This is a genomic window from Pedobacter polaris (assembly GCF_005116505.1).
In the GTDB taxonomy this organism is placed as follows: domain Bacteria; phylum Bacteroidota; class Bacteroidia; order Sphingobacteriales; family Sphingobacteriaceae; genus Pedobacter; species Pedobacter polaris.
In genome coordinates this window covers 53,633-67,869 of record NZ_SWBR01000004.1, presented here as the reverse complement: position 1 = coordinate 67,869, position 14,237 = coordinate 53,633, and the positions used below count along the sequence as shown (strand labels likewise).

The 14,237-nt window shown below is 33.3% G+C and carries 15 protein-coding genes and 1 tRNA gene; 9 read left to right on the top strand and 7 right to left on the bottom strand.

Going from position 1 to position 14,237, the window contains the following annotated elements:
- Window positions 1–6: 6 nt before the first annotated feature.
- On the bottom strand, window positions 7–501 hold the full coding sequence (folK, locus tag FA048_RS15005; RefSeq protein WP_136842565.1) for a 2-amino-4-hydroxy-6-hydroxymethyldihydropteridine diphosphokinase: 495 nt from the start codon (window positions 499–501) through the stop codon (window positions 7–9).
- Window positions 502–629: 128 nt separating this feature from the next.
- On the opposite strand from folK, the gene sppA reads away from it, so the two are divergent.
- The gene (gene sppA, locus FA048_RS15000) at window positions 630–2,399 is read left to right on the top strand and encodes a signal peptide peptidase SppA (protein ID WP_136842563.1); all 1,770 of its coding nucleotides are present in this window, start codon (window positions 630–632) and stop codon (window positions 2,397–2,399) included.
- Here the strand turns inward: sppA and FA048_RS14995 are convergent, their stop codons facing one another.
- Window positions 2,400–3,011, bottom strand: a complete 612-nt coding sequence (locus FA048_RS14995; protein WP_136842561.1) for a hypothetical protein — start codon at window positions 3,009–3,011, stop codon at window positions 2,400–2,402.
- Window positions 3,012–3,091: 80 nt separating this feature from the next.
- Here FA048_RS14995 and FA048_RS14990 point away from each other — a divergent pair, with 80 nt between their 5' ends.
- From FA048_RS14990 to FA048_RS14955, 8 genes are all read left to right on the top strand, one after another.
- On the top strand, window positions 3,092–4,771 hold the full coding sequence (locus FA048_RS14990) for a DNA polymerase/3'-5' exonuclease PolX (RefSeq protein ID WP_136842559.1): 1,680 nt from the start codon (window positions 3,092–3,094) through the stop codon (window positions 4,769–4,771).
- A gap of 106 nt (window positions 4,772–4,877) precedes the next feature.
- Window positions 4,878–5,483: a DUF4254 domain-containing protein gene (locus tag FA048_RS14985; protein WP_136842556.1), complete on the top strand. Its 606-nt coding sequence runs from the start codon at window positions 4,878–4,880 to the stop codon at window positions 5,481–5,483.
- A complete protein-coding gene (locus FA048_RS14980; protein ID WP_136842554.1) occupies window positions 5,483–6,547 on the top strand; it encodes a glycosyltransferase family 9 protein in 1,065 nt (354 codons plus the stop codon). Before FA048_RS14985 ends, FA048_RS14980 begins: the two co-directional genes overlap by 1 nt.
- The gene (locus FA048_RS14975; protein ID WP_136842552.1) at window positions 6,507–7,004 is read left to right on the top strand and encodes a SixA phosphatase family protein; all 498 of its coding nucleotides are present in this window, start codon (window positions 6,507–6,509) and stop codon (window positions 7,002–7,004) included. The genes FA048_RS14980 and FA048_RS14975 overlap by 41 nt, the downstream gene beginning before the upstream one ends.
- Before the next feature lie 22 nt (window positions 7,005–7,026).
- A complete protein-coding gene (locus tag FA048_RS14970; RefSeq protein ID WP_136842550.1) occupies window positions 7,027–7,380 on the top strand; it encodes a DHCW motif cupin fold protein in 354 nt (117 codons plus the stop codon).
- On the top strand, window positions 7,367–7,867 hold the full coding sequence (locus FA048_RS14965) for a MepB family protein (protein ID WP_136842549.1): 501 nt from the start codon (window positions 7,367–7,369) through the stop codon (window positions 7,865–7,867). Before FA048_RS14970 ends, FA048_RS14965 begins: the two co-directional genes overlap by 14 nt.
- 36 nt (window positions 7,868–7,903) lie before the next feature.
- The gene (locus FA048_RS14960) at window positions 7,904–8,257 is read left to right on the top strand and encodes a hypothetical protein (protein WP_136842546.1); all 354 of its coding nucleotides are present in this window, start codon (window positions 7,904–7,906) and stop codon (window positions 8,255–8,257) included.
- A 56-nt stretch (window positions 8,258–8,313) separates the two neighbouring features.
- A complete protein-coding gene (locus FA048_RS14955; RefSeq protein ID WP_136842544.1) occupies window positions 8,314–8,853 on the top strand; it encodes a nucleotidyltransferase family protein in 540 nt (179 codons plus the stop codon).
- Window positions 8,854–9,117: 264 nt separating this feature from the next.
- Here the strand turns inward: FA048_RS14955 and FA048_RS14950 are convergent, their stop codons facing one another.
- The 5 genes from FA048_RS14950 to FA048_RS14930 form a co-directional block, all read right to left on the bottom strand.
- Complete coding sequence (locus FA048_RS14950) at window positions 9,118–9,981, bottom strand: AMP nucleosidase (RefSeq protein WP_205943503.1); 864 nt, start codon at window positions 9,979–9,981, stop codon at window positions 9,118–9,120.
- Between the two features lie 115 nt (window positions 9,982–10,096).
- On the bottom strand, window positions 10,097–11,335 hold the full coding sequence (clpX, locus tag FA048_RS14945; protein WP_136842542.1) for an ATP-dependent Clp protease ATP-binding subunit ClpX: 1,239 nt from the start codon (window positions 11,333–11,335) through the stop codon (window positions 10,097–10,099).
- Window positions 11,336–11,434: 99 nt separating this feature from the next.
- Window positions 11,435–12,121, bottom strand: a complete 687-nt coding sequence (gene clpP / locus FA048_RS14940; RefSeq protein ID WP_136842540.1) for an ATP-dependent Clp endopeptidase proteolytic subunit ClpP — start codon at window positions 12,119–12,121, stop codon at window positions 11,435–11,437.
- A 309-nt stretch (window positions 12,122–12,430) separates the two neighbouring features.
- The gene (gene tig / locus FA048_RS14935) at window positions 12,431–13,777 is read right to left on the bottom strand and encodes a trigger factor (protein WP_136842538.1); all 1,347 of its coding nucleotides are present in this window, start codon (window positions 13,775–13,777) and stop codon (window positions 12,431–12,433) included.
- Between the two features lie 137 nt (window positions 13,778–13,914).
- Window positions 13,915–13,996: transfer RNA gene (locus tag FA048_RS14930), tRNA-Leu, on the bottom strand.
- Between the last annotated feature and the right edge of the window lie 241 nt (window positions 13,997–14,237).

Sequence of the window (14,237 nt, the reverse complement as noted above, 5' to 3'; positions counted from 1 at the left end):
AAGAAATTATCTTTTTGCTACCGATAAAGAATCAGATAAAGTTGCTAATATTTCTGACACAGATTTCTTGATGATTGGATGAATTAAGTTTGGAGCAATTTCTGCCAAAGGTTGCAACACAAATTTTCTGTTTTGCATTTCCGGATGTGGAATTTGGAGTTCCTCACCTTCATTGATTATTTCATGCTCATAAAATATAATATCAATATCTATCAATCTCGAGCCCCATTTTTCGTGCCTTACACGGCCAAGTGATTTTTCAATTTCTAATACCCCAGTTAATAGCTCAAATGGGGTTAAGATGGTTTCTACACCAATTGCTAAATTTAAAAATCCTGGTTGATCTGTCCTACCCCATGCCTCAGTTTCATAAACAGCAGATTTAGCAAAAACTATCCCAATATTCGCTTCAATTGCCTTTAATGCATTGGCTAAATATTGCTCACGCTCCCCTAAATTACTACCTAGTAACAAATACGTTCTCTTGAGGTCTAAACCCATATTAATTGATTAATTTATAGTTTTTTGTACAGAAAAATAAAGCTTATAAAAATAACTTTGGCGTCGTAAATTTACTATAAGATGCCATTCCGTTTTATATCTTTACAAATTAAATATTTACCTAGCACATGAAAGAATTTTTTAAATATGTTTTAGCTACTGTAGTAGGAATTGTAATTTCTACATTTGTTATCGCTATCATTTTTGCGGCTATAATTGCTGGCCTTGTTTCTTCTGTAGGAGAAGAAAAAGCAGTTGCTGTTAAGTCTAACTCTGTATTATATTTAGACTTAGATCAAGTAATTACAGAACGTACTCCAGAAAATTCTTTTGCAGGACTACCTATTATTGGTGGTGGAGAAGAAAAAAGCATCGGTTTTAATGATTTAATTAAGGCTTTAAAAGAGGCTCAAACAGATGATAAAATTGAATGTGTTTACATTAATGTAAGCTCTCCTAATGCTGGTATGGCTACAATGCTAGAGGTTAGAAATGCGATTATCGATTTTAAGAAAAGTAAAAAACCTGTAATTGCTTATAGTGAAGTTTATACACAAGGAGCTTACTACTTAGCTTCTGCCGCAAATAAAGTTTATTTAAACCCCCAAGGGGCTTTAGAATTTAAAGGTTTTAGTTCTGAACTAACTTTCTTTAAAGGTGCATTGGATAAATTAGGCATTGAAGCACAAATCATCCGTGTAGGTAATTACAAAAGTGCTGTAGAGCCATTCATCAATACTAAAATGAGCGACTATAATAGAAAACAGATTACTGCTTATGTAGGTGGCTTATATAACACATTTTTAAAAGAGATTTCAGAAACAAGAAAAATTAGTACCGATAGCTTATTTATGATAGCTGATGGTTATAAAATTCAGCAACCAAAAGATGCTTTAGCGTATAAAATGGTAGATGCTTTAAAATATAAAGACGAAGTTTTAGATGAATTAAGAAACATTACAGGTAAAAGCAAAAAAAGCACAGTAAATACTGTGAGTATTAACGATTATATTGCCAATTTACCTAAAGAAACTTCTACGAGTAGTGATAAAGTGGCCGTAATTTATGCCAATGGCGATATTGTAGGTGGTGAAGGGTCAGATCAGCAAATTGGTTCTGAACGTATTTCTAGAGCAATTAGAAAAGCAAGGTTAGATGATGACGTTAAGGCAATTGTTCTCCGTGTAAATTCTGGTGGCGGTAGTGCTTTGGCATCTGATGTTATTTGGAGGGAGATTATATTAAGTAAAAAGGCAAAACCTGTTATTGCTTCTTTTGGAGATGTAGCTGCATCTGGCGGCTATTATATTGGTTGCGCTGCAGATAGTATTTTTGTTCAACCAAACACCATTACGGGTTCAATTGGTGTATTCGGTATTATTCCAAACTTTCAAAACCTTTTAAATAACAAACTAGGAATTACTTTTGATGGTGTTAAAACCGGACAGTATGCAGATATTATGAGCGTTAATAGGCCTCTTACAGCAGGCGAACGCTTCATTATACAAAATGATATCAACCAAATTTACGATACATTTATTGGCCGTGTTGCAGATGGCCGTAAGAAAACAAAGGCACAAGTTGACAGCATTGGTGGTGGCCATGTTTGGATTGGAACAGATGCTGTTAAAAATGGACTTGCAGATCGTATTGGAAGCTTCAATGATGCCATAAAATCGGCTGCTAAAAAAGCAAAATTATCTGGTTATCAAGTTGTAGAATATCCAGAAAAAATAGATCCATTTAAAGCTTTCCTATCAAATGCAAAAGATAACATTAGTGTTTACTATACTAAAAAAGAGCTTGGCGAAAACTATTTGATTTATAAACAAATGCAAAAAGCAATAACCAATTCTGGCATACAAGCAAGAATGGATTATGAGATTAAGATAAAATAATTACTTTATAATTTTCCATTCGGGATGAAGGGTGAGATAGGTTTCATTAACCTGCTCACCTTTTTTATGTATAATAATTGCCCTACTAATGTCTCTTATAAATTCTACTGCAATACCATTTGATTTTGAATCATATAGCAAAATTGTGTCTCCGAGGTTATTGTTTACGTAGGTAGATACTTTTTTAAAATCGCTGTATTTTGCAGTAAAGCTAGATAGCAAATTTCCATTATTTAAACCTGTAACTGTTGTTATCTTATTGGAGTTTACTCTAATTTGTTTCACATCTTTCCACTTCATCGTACTATCAGCATAAGATGAATAAATGGCAATTTCTCTTTTCTTAAATTTGGAAGTGTCTCCACGATACCAAATGCTCCATGCTTTTCCCATTGCTGCATCACTAAAATCAGGCTTTCCTAGAAGCGAATCTAATTCAGTAACATTCTGTCCTAAGTAGATTTTACCGATTGATTTACCTGGTATAATTAAAAATTTCTCCTTAATATCATCCGTTTTTAAACTATCGGCATTTAATTTAATCGAGTTAGAATCTGAATTGCAAGAAAAAAGTATTGCAATAAGCGGAATTAGGAGATACTTGAATTTCATTATTAGAAAACAAGATAAAAGGCATTTTGTGTTTGTAATTTTATCTTTTCGTAATGCTATAATTTTATAATTTTACACTAATGGAAAATAAACCAATATCACGCACGCTACGCTTGTTATCACAGTTAATGGAGCTGCATGAAGAAAATCCTTTTAAAATTAAATCTGTTGCAAATGCTGCATTTAAAATAGATAAACTTCCGTTTCCTATTGCTCAAAAACCAAAAGAAGAAATAGATAAAATTGATGGCATTGGTAAAAGTATTGCTGCTAAAATTACCGAACTTTTAGAAACTGGAACCATCTTGGAGCTAGAAGATATTTTATTAAGAACCCCCCCAGGGATTGTAGAAATGCTTAGCATAAAAGGTATAGGGCCCAAAAAAATCGCTACCATTTGGCATGAATTACAAATAGAAAATGTTGGTGAACTCTATTATGCCTGTAACGAAAACCGATTAATAGAAGCCAAAGGCTTTGGCCTTAAAACTCAAGAAGAAATTAAAAAGGTTATTGAGTTTAAAATGGCTGCAAACGGTAAGTTTCTTTATGCCCATGTGGAGGGAACCATAAACCAACTTTATACAGATTTGTCACTTTGGCTAAACAAAGTTGATGATCACTCATTATTAGGTGTTGCTGGAGATTTTAGACGTTTGAATGAGATTGTAGAAGAAGCAGTTTTTATAATTGGAACGGATCAAATGGAAAGTACAATTCATCAGATTTCAACATTTATTGATCTTGAATTTAAGGATATTGATGAAAATACTTTTGCCGCCCATACCGAAAGTGGTTTACATGTTAGGCTTTTTGTAGTTCCTAAAACTGATTTTTACATTAATTACTTTAAACAGACAGGAAGTAAAAAACATGTTGACGAAGTTTTAAACTTAGCTGGAAATGGCCCATTTATTTCAGAAGAAGAAATTTACAGCAAAGCTGGACTAGATTTTACTGCACCAGAATTGCGTGAAGGTTTAAATGAAATTGAACTAGCCTCGAAGCATCAATTACCTAACCTTATCACTTTTGAAGACTTAAAAGGAAGTTTACACAACCACTCTGACTGGAGTGATGGTGTGCATACATTAGAGGAAATGGCTTTATATTGCAAAGACAACTTAAATCTTGAGTATTTAGGTATTTGCGACCATTCAAAATCAGCATTTTATGCAAAAGGTTTAAATGAACAAAGGGTATATGCTCAACATTTACAGATTGATGAACTGAATGCAAAACTTGCTCCATTTAAAATTTTTAAAGGAATTGAGAGCGACATTTTATATGATGGTTCTTTAGATTATAGTGATGAGATTTTAAAAACATTTGATTTTGTAGTGGCATCTGTTCATAGCAATTTAAAAATGGATGAAGAAAAAGCCACATCAAGATTAATTAAAGCTATTGAAAATCCATATACAACTATTCTAGGTCATCCTACCGGAAGGTTATTATTGAGCCGCAAAGGTTATGATATCGATTACAAAAAAGTAATTGATGCCTGCGCAGCAAACCATGTTGTTATAGAAATTAATGCAAATCCACTCCGTTTAGATTTAGATTGGCGTTGGCATCGTTATGCATTAGAAAAAGGAGTGTTATTGTCAATTAATCCAGATGCACATCGAAAAGAAGGTTTTCATGACATGCGTTTTGGCACAATGGTTGCCCGAAAAGGTGGTCTAATTGCAGAAAAATGTTTAAATGCTTTTTCTTTGAGTGAGATAATGAACTATTTCGTTGCTAAAAAAGGATAGCCATAGATCCGCAAATTAATATTTTACAATTATTAATTAAGCTGAGCTTAAACAATGAAATCTGCAAATCAGCGGCAACAAAACAAATTATATATAACTTTGCTACATGATAAGCGAACTTGCCAACAAAATTTTTAATCAAGCCATTACAGACTATCATCAGTTTGATAATATAGACCAGCCAGTTAATAATCCTTATGAAAAGGATAGTCTAACGCATCTATTATACCTAAAGAATTGGATAGATACTGCCCAATGGCATATGGAGGATGTTGTTAGAAACCCTACAATAGATCCTGTTGAAGGCTTGAAATGGAAAAGACGCATCGACACACAAAACCAAGTACGTACTGATATGGTTGAGTTTGTGGATAGTTACTTTTTAGATATTTATAAGCATATTCAAGCAAATGCTGATGCAAAAATAAATACAGAAAGTCCAGCTTGGGCGATAGACCGCTTATCTATTTTAGCGTTAAAAATATACCACATGCAAGAAGAAGCAGAACGGGAAACCGCTTCTGAAGAACATCGCTTACAATGTTTAACAAAGTTAAATGTACTCTTAGCGCAGCGTGATGACCTATCTTTAAGTATTGATGAACTTTTAGCAGATATAGAGGCTGGAAAAAAATACATGAAAGTATACAAACAAATGAAAATGTATAATGATCCAAGCTTAAATCCAGTGCTATATAACACTACAAAATAATGCCTGCAAAAGGTAAAATAATTGTTTTGCGCTTTTCTGCAATGGGCGATGTTGCAATGGTGGCCTCTGTATTGAAAGAGTTTTCATTACAAAATCCAGATGTAGAATTGGTAATGGTGAGCAGGCAAGCATTCGAACCTTTTTTTAAAGATATCAATAACCTAATTTTTCATGCCATACATCCTAAAACCCTCCATAAAGGGGTTAAAGGTTTATATTCCTTATATAAAGAGCTAAAAAAATATCAGCCTATAACTATAGCAGATTTGCATGACAACTTAAGAAGTAGAATTCTTTCAATGTTCTTTCGCATAGCTGGTGTAAAAGTTAAGCGAATTGATAAAGGCAGAGCTGAAAAAAGAGCCTTAACAAGGCCTAAAAATAAGGTTTTAAAACAACTAACATTAACTGTAGAGCGGTATGCAATTGTTTTTAGAGCGCTGAACTTTAATTTAAAATTAAGTCACAAACTTCAAAGCGTACAAAAGGATATCCCTCAAAATGCTAGAGAATTATTCAAAGATAATGAGGCTATAACAATAGGTATTTCTCCATTCGCTCAACATATTTATAAAGTATATCCATTGGAAAAAATGGAGAGGGTGATTGATAAACTTAATGACTTAGGTTTTCAGATTTTAATCTTTGGTGGTGGAAATGATGAAAAAAATAACGCAGATAACTGGGCTTCCAAGTTTATACATGTTAAAAATGTAATTGGCAAATTCACTTTAACAGAAGAACTCAACATCATTTCAAATTTAGACTTGATGCTAAGCATGGATTCTTCAGGAATGCATATGGCTTCATTAATGGGTATTAGAGTAGTATCTATCTGGGGACCTACTCACCCTTATGCTGGCTTTTTGGGTTATGGACAAAATTACGGAGATTGCTTACAAATTGAACATCCTAGTAGACCAAACTCCATTTATGGAAACAAACCTTGCATTTGCGGCGTTCAATCTTGTATAGATGGTATAGACCCAGGTATTATAGTACAAAAGATAATTGAAATTGTAAATGGCAAAAGAATTAATCATCATCAGACACGCAAAATCTGATTGGAAAAACACAGAATTAAGTGATTTTGATAGACCGCTAAACAACCGAGGAAAATCAAATGCTCCAGAAATGGCACATAGGTTAGTTAAGCAAAAAATTGTACCAGAACTGATAGTGAGTAGTCCGGCTTTAAGAGCATTAACCACTGCAAAATTTTTTGCTGACACTTGGCAAATGCCCTTAGCTGACATTCAACAAGAGCCTAGTATTTATGAGGCTAGTGTAAGATCTTTATTGGAAGTTGTTAATCAGCTAGATAATAAATTTGATAGGATTGCACTTTTTGGCCATAATCCAGGTTTAACAGACTTGGTGAATTATTTTGGTGGATATCTAAATAATATGCCAACTTGTAGTGTAGTCCTTTTAAAATTTCCGTTTGATGATTGGGCGATGGCTAGTGAAGGCACAGCAAAGGTTTTATTATTCGATTATCCAAAAAGTGGAGAAGACTAGCTATACAAAATCTTAAAATAATATGTCTAACATCCCTTTCCAAACTATAGATTGGAGCAAAATTGAGAAAACAGAACACAAAGGAGAAACCGGAACTTCGTTTTGGCAAACACTCCAATTTGATGGTCTTAGAATTAGGCTGGTAACCTATGCTGCAGGATATTTAGCTGATCATTGGTGCCAAAAAGGTCATATTGTTTATTGCTTAGAAGGAGAATTTGTGAGTGAGTTGAAAAATGGAGAAGCATTTTCTTTAACTAAAGGGATGAGCTACATCGTTTCGGATGATTTGAGTTCTCATCGTTCTATTTCTAAAAATGGGGTAAAATTGTTAATTATTGACGGGGATTTTTTAAAGTACAATGAACATCAATAACTTAGCTATTGCAAAAAACTTAATTTATGATAAATGCGGCTTCAACTTCTCTGAGTTAAAAATAGAAGAAGAAAGTGCCGAATATGATGCTTGTACATTTCAATTAAATAGCAAATCAGTACTACATAGAACGGCAAAAATTACACCCACAAAAACCGGTCAGTTTGTTACCATTTGGAAAAGAGATGAAAATGGTGAAACAACACCATTTCATGTTAATGATGATTTTGATTTAATAATTATCAGCACTAGAAATGGAGATTTATTTGGCCAATTTATTTTTCCTAAATCTATTTTATTGGAGAAAGGGATAGTATCTAATCCTAAAAAACAAGGTAAAAGGGGGATTAGAGTTTATCCATCTTGGGATATTACCACTAATAAACAAGCAAAAAAAACACAGCTATGGCAGCTCAATTATTTTATTGATGCCTCTGCTCATTTAATTGATATCAATCGAATAAATCAGTTGATGAGTTTAGCTTAAACTCATGAAGCTGATCTTTATTTTTTACCTTGGTATATGGAAATTCCATTCAACTTTGTGATAGATCAATTATTTCCAATTCAAATTAGGATAAAACCAATGTTTGGAATGTTTGCTATATATGTAGGTGATAAACTTGTCCTCATCCTTAGAAAAAGGGATAAAAACCCAGAAAACAATGGTGTATGGATTGCTACCAATAAAAACCACCATCAAAGTTTAATACAAGACTTCCCTATTTTAAAATCAATAACTGGAATTATGGGAAAGATTGATGAAACTAAATGGCAATTATTATCATCGACTGATGAAGACTTTGAAGAAAATGTGATTAAAGCGTGTGAACTCATCAAAAAGAATGATCCGAGAATTGGGAAATCTATCCTATAAAAATATAATACTGCCACTGATGTTTCACAACCGATAATTAATTACAATTAATAATAATGAATTTTAGCAAGGAATTTAATGAGATTATAATTTCAGATAAGTGGATGATGACTATTTTAAATACTGTTAAGAATTTAGAATTAGATGATTGCTGGATAGGTGCTGGGTTTGTAAGAAATAAAATTTGGGATGTTAAACATCAAATAGAACGAACGACACTTAATGATGTAGACGTTATTTATTTTGATAGCAATAAATTACACAAACAAGAGGATTTGATAATTGAAGAAAAGCTAAAATTGGTAGATTTTACCATTAATTGGTCAGTAAAAAACCAGGCATTAATGCACATAAGAAATGGCCATATGCCATATAATGATTGTAACCATGCAATTTCATTTTGGCCAGAAACTGCTACTGCAGTTGGGGTTAGATTAAATAAGGAAGGGCAACTTCAATATATTGCTCCTTATGGATTAGATGATTTATTTAATTTAATAGTTAAACCTACTCCCAATTTCAATTTGAACACTTACCGCCATAGAATTGAAGATAAAAAATGGAAGGATAAGTGGAATAAATTAACATTCTATTAAAGAAAGAATTTTTAAATCTGGATAAAAACCAATAATCTGTAAGTTGAGTCCCTTTGCATCCAAAACCTAAATAGTTTTACAATCTTAAGTTCAATAAACCTTATTGAAGCGAGCACGAGCCCAATTTTTATTGGGTGAAGTAAAGCGAAAAAAAGGACTGGAATTTCCAAATATTTACTGCCTTTGCTTTTCAAAACAAAAAAGAGAAACTCATTTCTAAATTTCTCTTCAAGAACTTTACTCTCGCTCTGGATGACAGTACTACTAAAACCTTAAGTGTTTTACTGTTGCACCACCATTAATTAACTGCTTTAAAGAGTCAATTCCTATTTTAAGGTGGCTATCTACATAATTTGTAGTTACTGAACTATCGCTTTCAGCTGTTTTTACACCTTCAGGTATCATTGGTTGATCTGATACTAATAACAATGCTCCTGTTGGAATTTTATTAGCAAAACCTGTGGTAAAAATGGTTGCAGTTTCCATATCAACAGCCATAGCACGTAAAGTTTTTAGGTATTTTTTAAATTCTTTGTCATGCTCCCAAACCCTGCGGTTAGTAGTATAGCATGTTCCTGTCCAATAATCTCTAGAATGATCTCTAATGGTTGTTGAAATCGCTTTCTGTAAAGCAAATGATGGCAATGCAGGAACTTCGGCTGGTAAATAATCATTTGAGGTTCCTTCTCCCCTAATTGCTGCAATTGGCAAAATTAAGTCACCCAATTGGTTCTTCTTTTTTAAGCCTCCACATTTACCTAAAAACAAAACTGCTTTTGGCGCAATTGCGGTTAATAAATCCATCATTGTTGCTGCCATAGGGCTGCCCATACCAAAATTGATAATAGTTATGCCATTTGCAGTAACACTTTGCATTGGCTTATCTAAACCCATAATTGGAGCATTATCATTCCATTCAGAAAACATGCTTAGGTATTTACTAAAATTGGTTAATAATATATATTTACCAAAATCTTCTAACGGTCTACCCGTATAACGTGGCAACCAATTTTTAACAATATCTTCTTTAGATTTTAAGCCTGATTTTACTGGAGTTTCTACTTCTTTTACTTTTTTAGCTTTCGCTACAATTTTTGCGTCCTGTTTTACTTCTTTTTCTTCGTTCATATTTTGTACTCCTTTTTATAAATGTATTAATTTTAGTCGATAGTCCATAGTCTATGGTCCATGCTCTAATTTAAAGTATTAAAAAAAATCCCTCCCGGTTTCGGGAAGGATTTTTTTATGCTGCTTTTAACTTCTTAAAGTCTGCCTTTTCAAATTTCTCAATGGCATAATCTAGGGTGATATGCAATTCCTTAATTGTCTGATCTGATGGTGTGTCGTACATTGCATCGAGCATTATTGCTTCACAAATGGAGCGCAATCCCCTTGCTCCTAGTTTGTATTCCATTGCTTTATTTACAATGAAATCTAAAACATCATCTTCAAATATTAAACTTACATCCTCATACTCAAAAAGCTTTGTATACTGCTTCATTAAAGAATTTCTAGGTTCGGTAAGGATATTGCGCAATGCTTGAATATCTAATGGATTAAGGTGCGTTAAAACAGGTACACGACCAATTAACTCTGGTATTAATCCGAATGCCTTTAAATCTTGAGGTGTAATGTATTTGTACAGGTTTTTTAAATCTAACTCTACATCATCCCTTTTAACTTTATACCCTACAGCTTGTGTACGTAAGCGATTGGCAATTTTGCGTTCAATACCATCAAAAGCACCTCCACATATAAATAAAATATTGTTGGTGTCTACAGGGATCATCTTCTGATCAGGGTGTTTTCTTCCACCCTGTGGAGGTACATTTACAATAGTTCCTTCTAATATTTTAAGAAGTGCTTGTTGTACACCTTCACCAGAAACATCTCTTGTAATTGAAGGGTTGTCACTTTTACGAGCAACTTTATCAACCTCATCAATATATACAATACCACGTTCTGCCGAAGCTACATCATAATCTGCAGCTTGCAATAAACGGGTTAATATACTTTCTACGTCTTCACCAACATAGCCAGCTTCTGTTAAAACAGTTGCATCTACAATACAAAAAGGCACATGCAATATTTTTGCTATTGTTTTAGCTAATAATGTTTTACCAGTTCCAGTTTCACCAACCAACATGATGTTAGATTTTTCAATCTCAACTTCATCTTTATCAATTTTTTGACTTAAGCGTTTGTAATGATTATAAACGGCTACAGAAAGCACTTTTTTAGCATCATCTTGTCCAATAACATATTGATCAATGTGCGCTTTAATTTCTGCAGGCTTTAGCAAATTAAATGTTTCGTCGAAAGCTTTACTTTTTTTATTGCCTAACTCTTGTGCAAGTAAAACATTAGCCTGCGTTACACATTTATCGCAAATATATGCGTCCATTCCCTCTATAAGCATTAAAGTTTCTTGCTTAGGAGAGTTGCAGAATGAGCAACGTGAGTCTTTGTTTTGTTTAGCCATTTTCTTTCTGTTATGGGTTATGGGTTACAGGCTATGGGTTACTCATCTAGTTTTACATCTAGACCTTTAACCTACAACACGCAACTCATAACTAATTATTTATTTTGTAGAACCTAACACCTCATCAATCATACCAAAACTTTTAGCCTCGTCAGCTTTCATCCAGTAATCGCGATCAGATGCTTTTTCTACCCATTCGTAGTTTTGACCAGAATGTTTAGAAATGATGTCATATAATTCTTTTTTCAATTTTAACATCTCTCTCAAGTTAATTTCCATATCCGAAGCAACTCCTTGTGCGCCTCCCGATGGTTGGTGAATCATTACTCTAGAATGCGTTAATGCAGCGCGTTTACCTTCTGCACCTGCTACCAATAATACAGCACCCATTGATGCCGCCATACCCGTACAAATTGTAGCCACATCTGGTGTGATGTATTGCATAGTATCATAAATACCTAAACCTGCATAAACTGAACCACCTGGAGAGTTGATATAGATTTGAATATCTCTGTTAGCATCTGTTGATTGCAAGAATAACAACTGAGCTTGAATGATATTTGCATTTCCATCATAAATAGCATCACCTAAAAAGATGATACGATCCATCATTAAACGAGAGAAAACGTCCATTTGAGCTACATTTAACTGGCGCTCTTCAATGATATATGGTGTCATTGATTTTGGAGAATTATTAGTTGCTCCAATATAACGATCTACATTTAGTCCGTTAATTCTATGGTGTTTAACTGCGTATTTTCTAAATTCTTCTTTATCTATTTTCATGTGAATGGGAATTAATCCTTTAAGTATGTCTTTTTAAGAATAACGTAAATTATAACCTCTGCTTATCAAATCAAAATATAATTTACATTTCGATTGAAAATTACAAATTAATCGTTTACAATTTCATAATAATCAAAGAACATACCAAGCAGATTTTAGTGACAATATAGCACATTGCTATTGATAAAAAATCTATTATATAAATTAAAAGCAGCTTAACGCTGCTTTTAACAATATCAATATTACCTAATTTGTCAGATGTAACTATCGTTCATAACCCTTAGACAAGCTCAGGATGACAAACCTCGATTATTTCAATGCTATAAACTTGTTATAGTCTATGTCTTTTTGATCTAAGGTTGCTACCGATTGTATGTGTTCGAATACTTTTAATGCCTTAACCTCATCGAAAATACGATTAGCATTTTCTTTTTCTTGCAAGAAAGTAGCTGTATATTGAGCTAACTGATCTTCTGGCATTGGTTGTGGGCTGTACATTCTAAACTGTGCATCTAAACGTTGCTTAGCAGTTTCGAAAACATCCTTATAGTCAATTTTAATTTCGTTTTCAGTGATGATTTTGTTTTCAATCAAAGTCCATTTAAGGTTCTTTGCGAAATCAGCATAACCTTGTTCTAACTCCTCATCAGTTAATTTCTCGTTAGTAGCTTTTAACCACTTACGTAAAAACTCATCAGGCAATTGCATTTTAGTTTGCTCTGTTAACTGCGTGTAGATATCATTTTGCAATTTGCGATCTGCATCTTGCTTAAACATACTTTCTACCTCCTCAGTAATTTTAGCTCTAAAACCAGCTTCATCAGTTACTAAACCTGCACCAAATATTTTATCAAAGAACTCTTGATTTAAGTCTGATTCTTCTAAACGGTTTACATTTTTAACCGTTACTTGGAATTTCGATTTCAAATCTTTTGCATCCTCTTCGCCAATGTTTAACAATTTTGCAATTACAGTTTCATTGTTATCAAATGCTTTTTGAATGTCTAATTCAACAACCGCATCCTTCTTTAAACCAACTAAAGATTTTAAAATCTTTTTGTCTGTTACTAAGTCTAAACGGATAGATCCTGTACTGGTAATACCTCCTTCAAAAGCAGTTCCGTCTGGAGACAGTTGTACCAAATCAGCATAAAGCACATCGCCTTCTGCAGAAACTTCAGGGTTTGTCATTTTGCCATAGCTTTTACGGATGTTTTTGATACGAGCTTCTAAAGTTTCGTTATCAGCTTTTACGTTATAAGCAGTGAATTTATCTTTTGAAGTAATTTCAACATCCACCTTTGGTGCCAAACCTAATTCATATTTAAATTCAAATTCATCTGTGTTATCCCATTTAAATTCTTTACTATCATCCATTATTGGTAAAGGTTGACCAAGAACTTCAACTTTGTTATCTGTTAAGTGCTTAGATAAAGTTTCACTTAACATATTGTTGATTTCTTCTACCAAAATGCTTTTGCCATACATTCTTTTCATGTGTGCAATTGGCACCATTCCTTTACGGAAACCGGGTAAATTTGCTTTTTTAGCTTGCTCTTTAAGGGCTTTATCTACTCTTGGTGTGTAATCTTCAGGCGCGATAGTAATTTTAACTAATGCGTTTAAATCGTCAATTTTTTCCTGTGTGATATTCATTTTAGATATGAGTATTGAGATATGAGATTTGAGACAAACTGCGGAACTCAAACAACACATCGATTTATATTTAATTTTTTATCAATGTCTTTTTAAAAAAAAGCCGCTCCGAATTAACGGAACGGCTTCATGTATAGTGCGGATGAAGGGACTCGAACCCCCACGCCGTGAAGCGCCAGATCCTAAGTCTGGTGCGGCTACCAATTACGCCACATCCGCAATTAGGATTTATTTTGGATTGCAAAGATAGCGTTTTGCATCAATAAACAAAATTAAGATGATTTATTTTTGATAAATCTTGTAAGGTTTTAATGTTGTAAGTTGGAATGTTAATGATGATTAAACCATTGCTATTCGCCTTATATTTCTATCTTATTAATATTGAGGCATTAAGAAATTAGAAAAGCAATTGCAGCAAATTTTATTAAGGTTAGTCGGTCTTTTTGCTGCAATCTTTTGT

What these genes read in the sequence shown, in the direction of transcription:
- folK (WP_136842565.1), bottom strand. Translation starts at nt 501, where the DNA reads ATGGGTTTAGACCTCAAGAGAACGTATTTGTTACTAGGTAGTAATTTA.
- sppA (WP_136842563.1), top strand. Translation starts at nt 630, where the DNA reads ATGAAAGAATTTTTTAAATATGTTTTAGCTACTGTAGTAGGAATTGTA.
- FA048_RS14995 (WP_136842561.1), bottom strand. Translation starts at nt 3,011, where the DNA reads ATGAAATTCAAGTATCTCCTAATTCCGCTTATTGCAATACTTTTTTCT.
- FA048_RS14990 (WP_136842559.1), top strand. Translation starts at nt 3,092, where the DNA reads ATGGAAAATAAACCAATATCACGCACGCTACGCTTGTTATCACAGTTA.
- FA048_RS14985 (WP_136842556.1), top strand. Translation starts at nt 4,878, where the DNA reads ATGATAAGCGAACTTGCCAACAAAATTTTTAATCAAGCCATTACAGAC.
- FA048_RS14980 (WP_136842554.1), top strand. Translation starts at nt 5,483, where the DNA reads ATGCCTGCAAAAGGTAAAATAATTGTTTTGCGCTTTTCTGCAATGGGC.
- FA048_RS14975 (WP_136842552.1), top strand. Translation starts at nt 6,507, where the DNA reads ATGGCAAAAGAATTAATCATCATCAGACACGCAAAATCTGATTGGAAA.
- FA048_RS14970 (WP_136842550.1), top strand. Translation starts at nt 7,027, where the DNA reads ATGTCTAACATCCCTTTCCAAACTATAGATTGGAGCAAAATTGAGAAA.
- FA048_RS14965 (WP_136842549.1), top strand. Translation starts at nt 7,367, where the DNA reads ATGAACATCAATAACTTAGCTATTGCAAAAAACTTAATTTATGATAAA.
- FA048_RS14960 (WP_136842546.1), top strand. Translation starts at nt 7,904, where the DNA reads ATGGAAATTCCATTCAACTTTGTGATAGATCAATTATTTCCAATTCAA.
- FA048_RS14955 (WP_136842544.1), top strand. Translation starts at nt 8,314, where the DNA reads ATGAATTTTAGCAAGGAATTTAATGAGATTATAATTTCAGATAAGTGG.
- FA048_RS14950 (WP_205943503.1), bottom strand. Translation starts at nt 9,981, where the DNA reads ATGAACGAAGAAAAAGAAGTAAAACAGGACGCAAAAATTGTAGCGAAA.
- clpX (WP_136842542.1), bottom strand. Translation starts at nt 11,335, where the DNA reads ATGGCTAAACAAAACAAAGACTCACGTTGCTCATTCTGCAACTCTCCT.
- clpP (WP_136842540.1), bottom strand. Translation starts at nt 12,121, where the DNA reads ATGAAAATAGATAAAGAAGAATTTAGAAAATACGCAGTTAAACACCAT.
- tig (WP_136842538.1), bottom strand. Translation starts at nt 13,777, where the DNA reads ATGAATATCACACAGGAAAAAATTGACGATTTAAACGCATTAGTTAAA.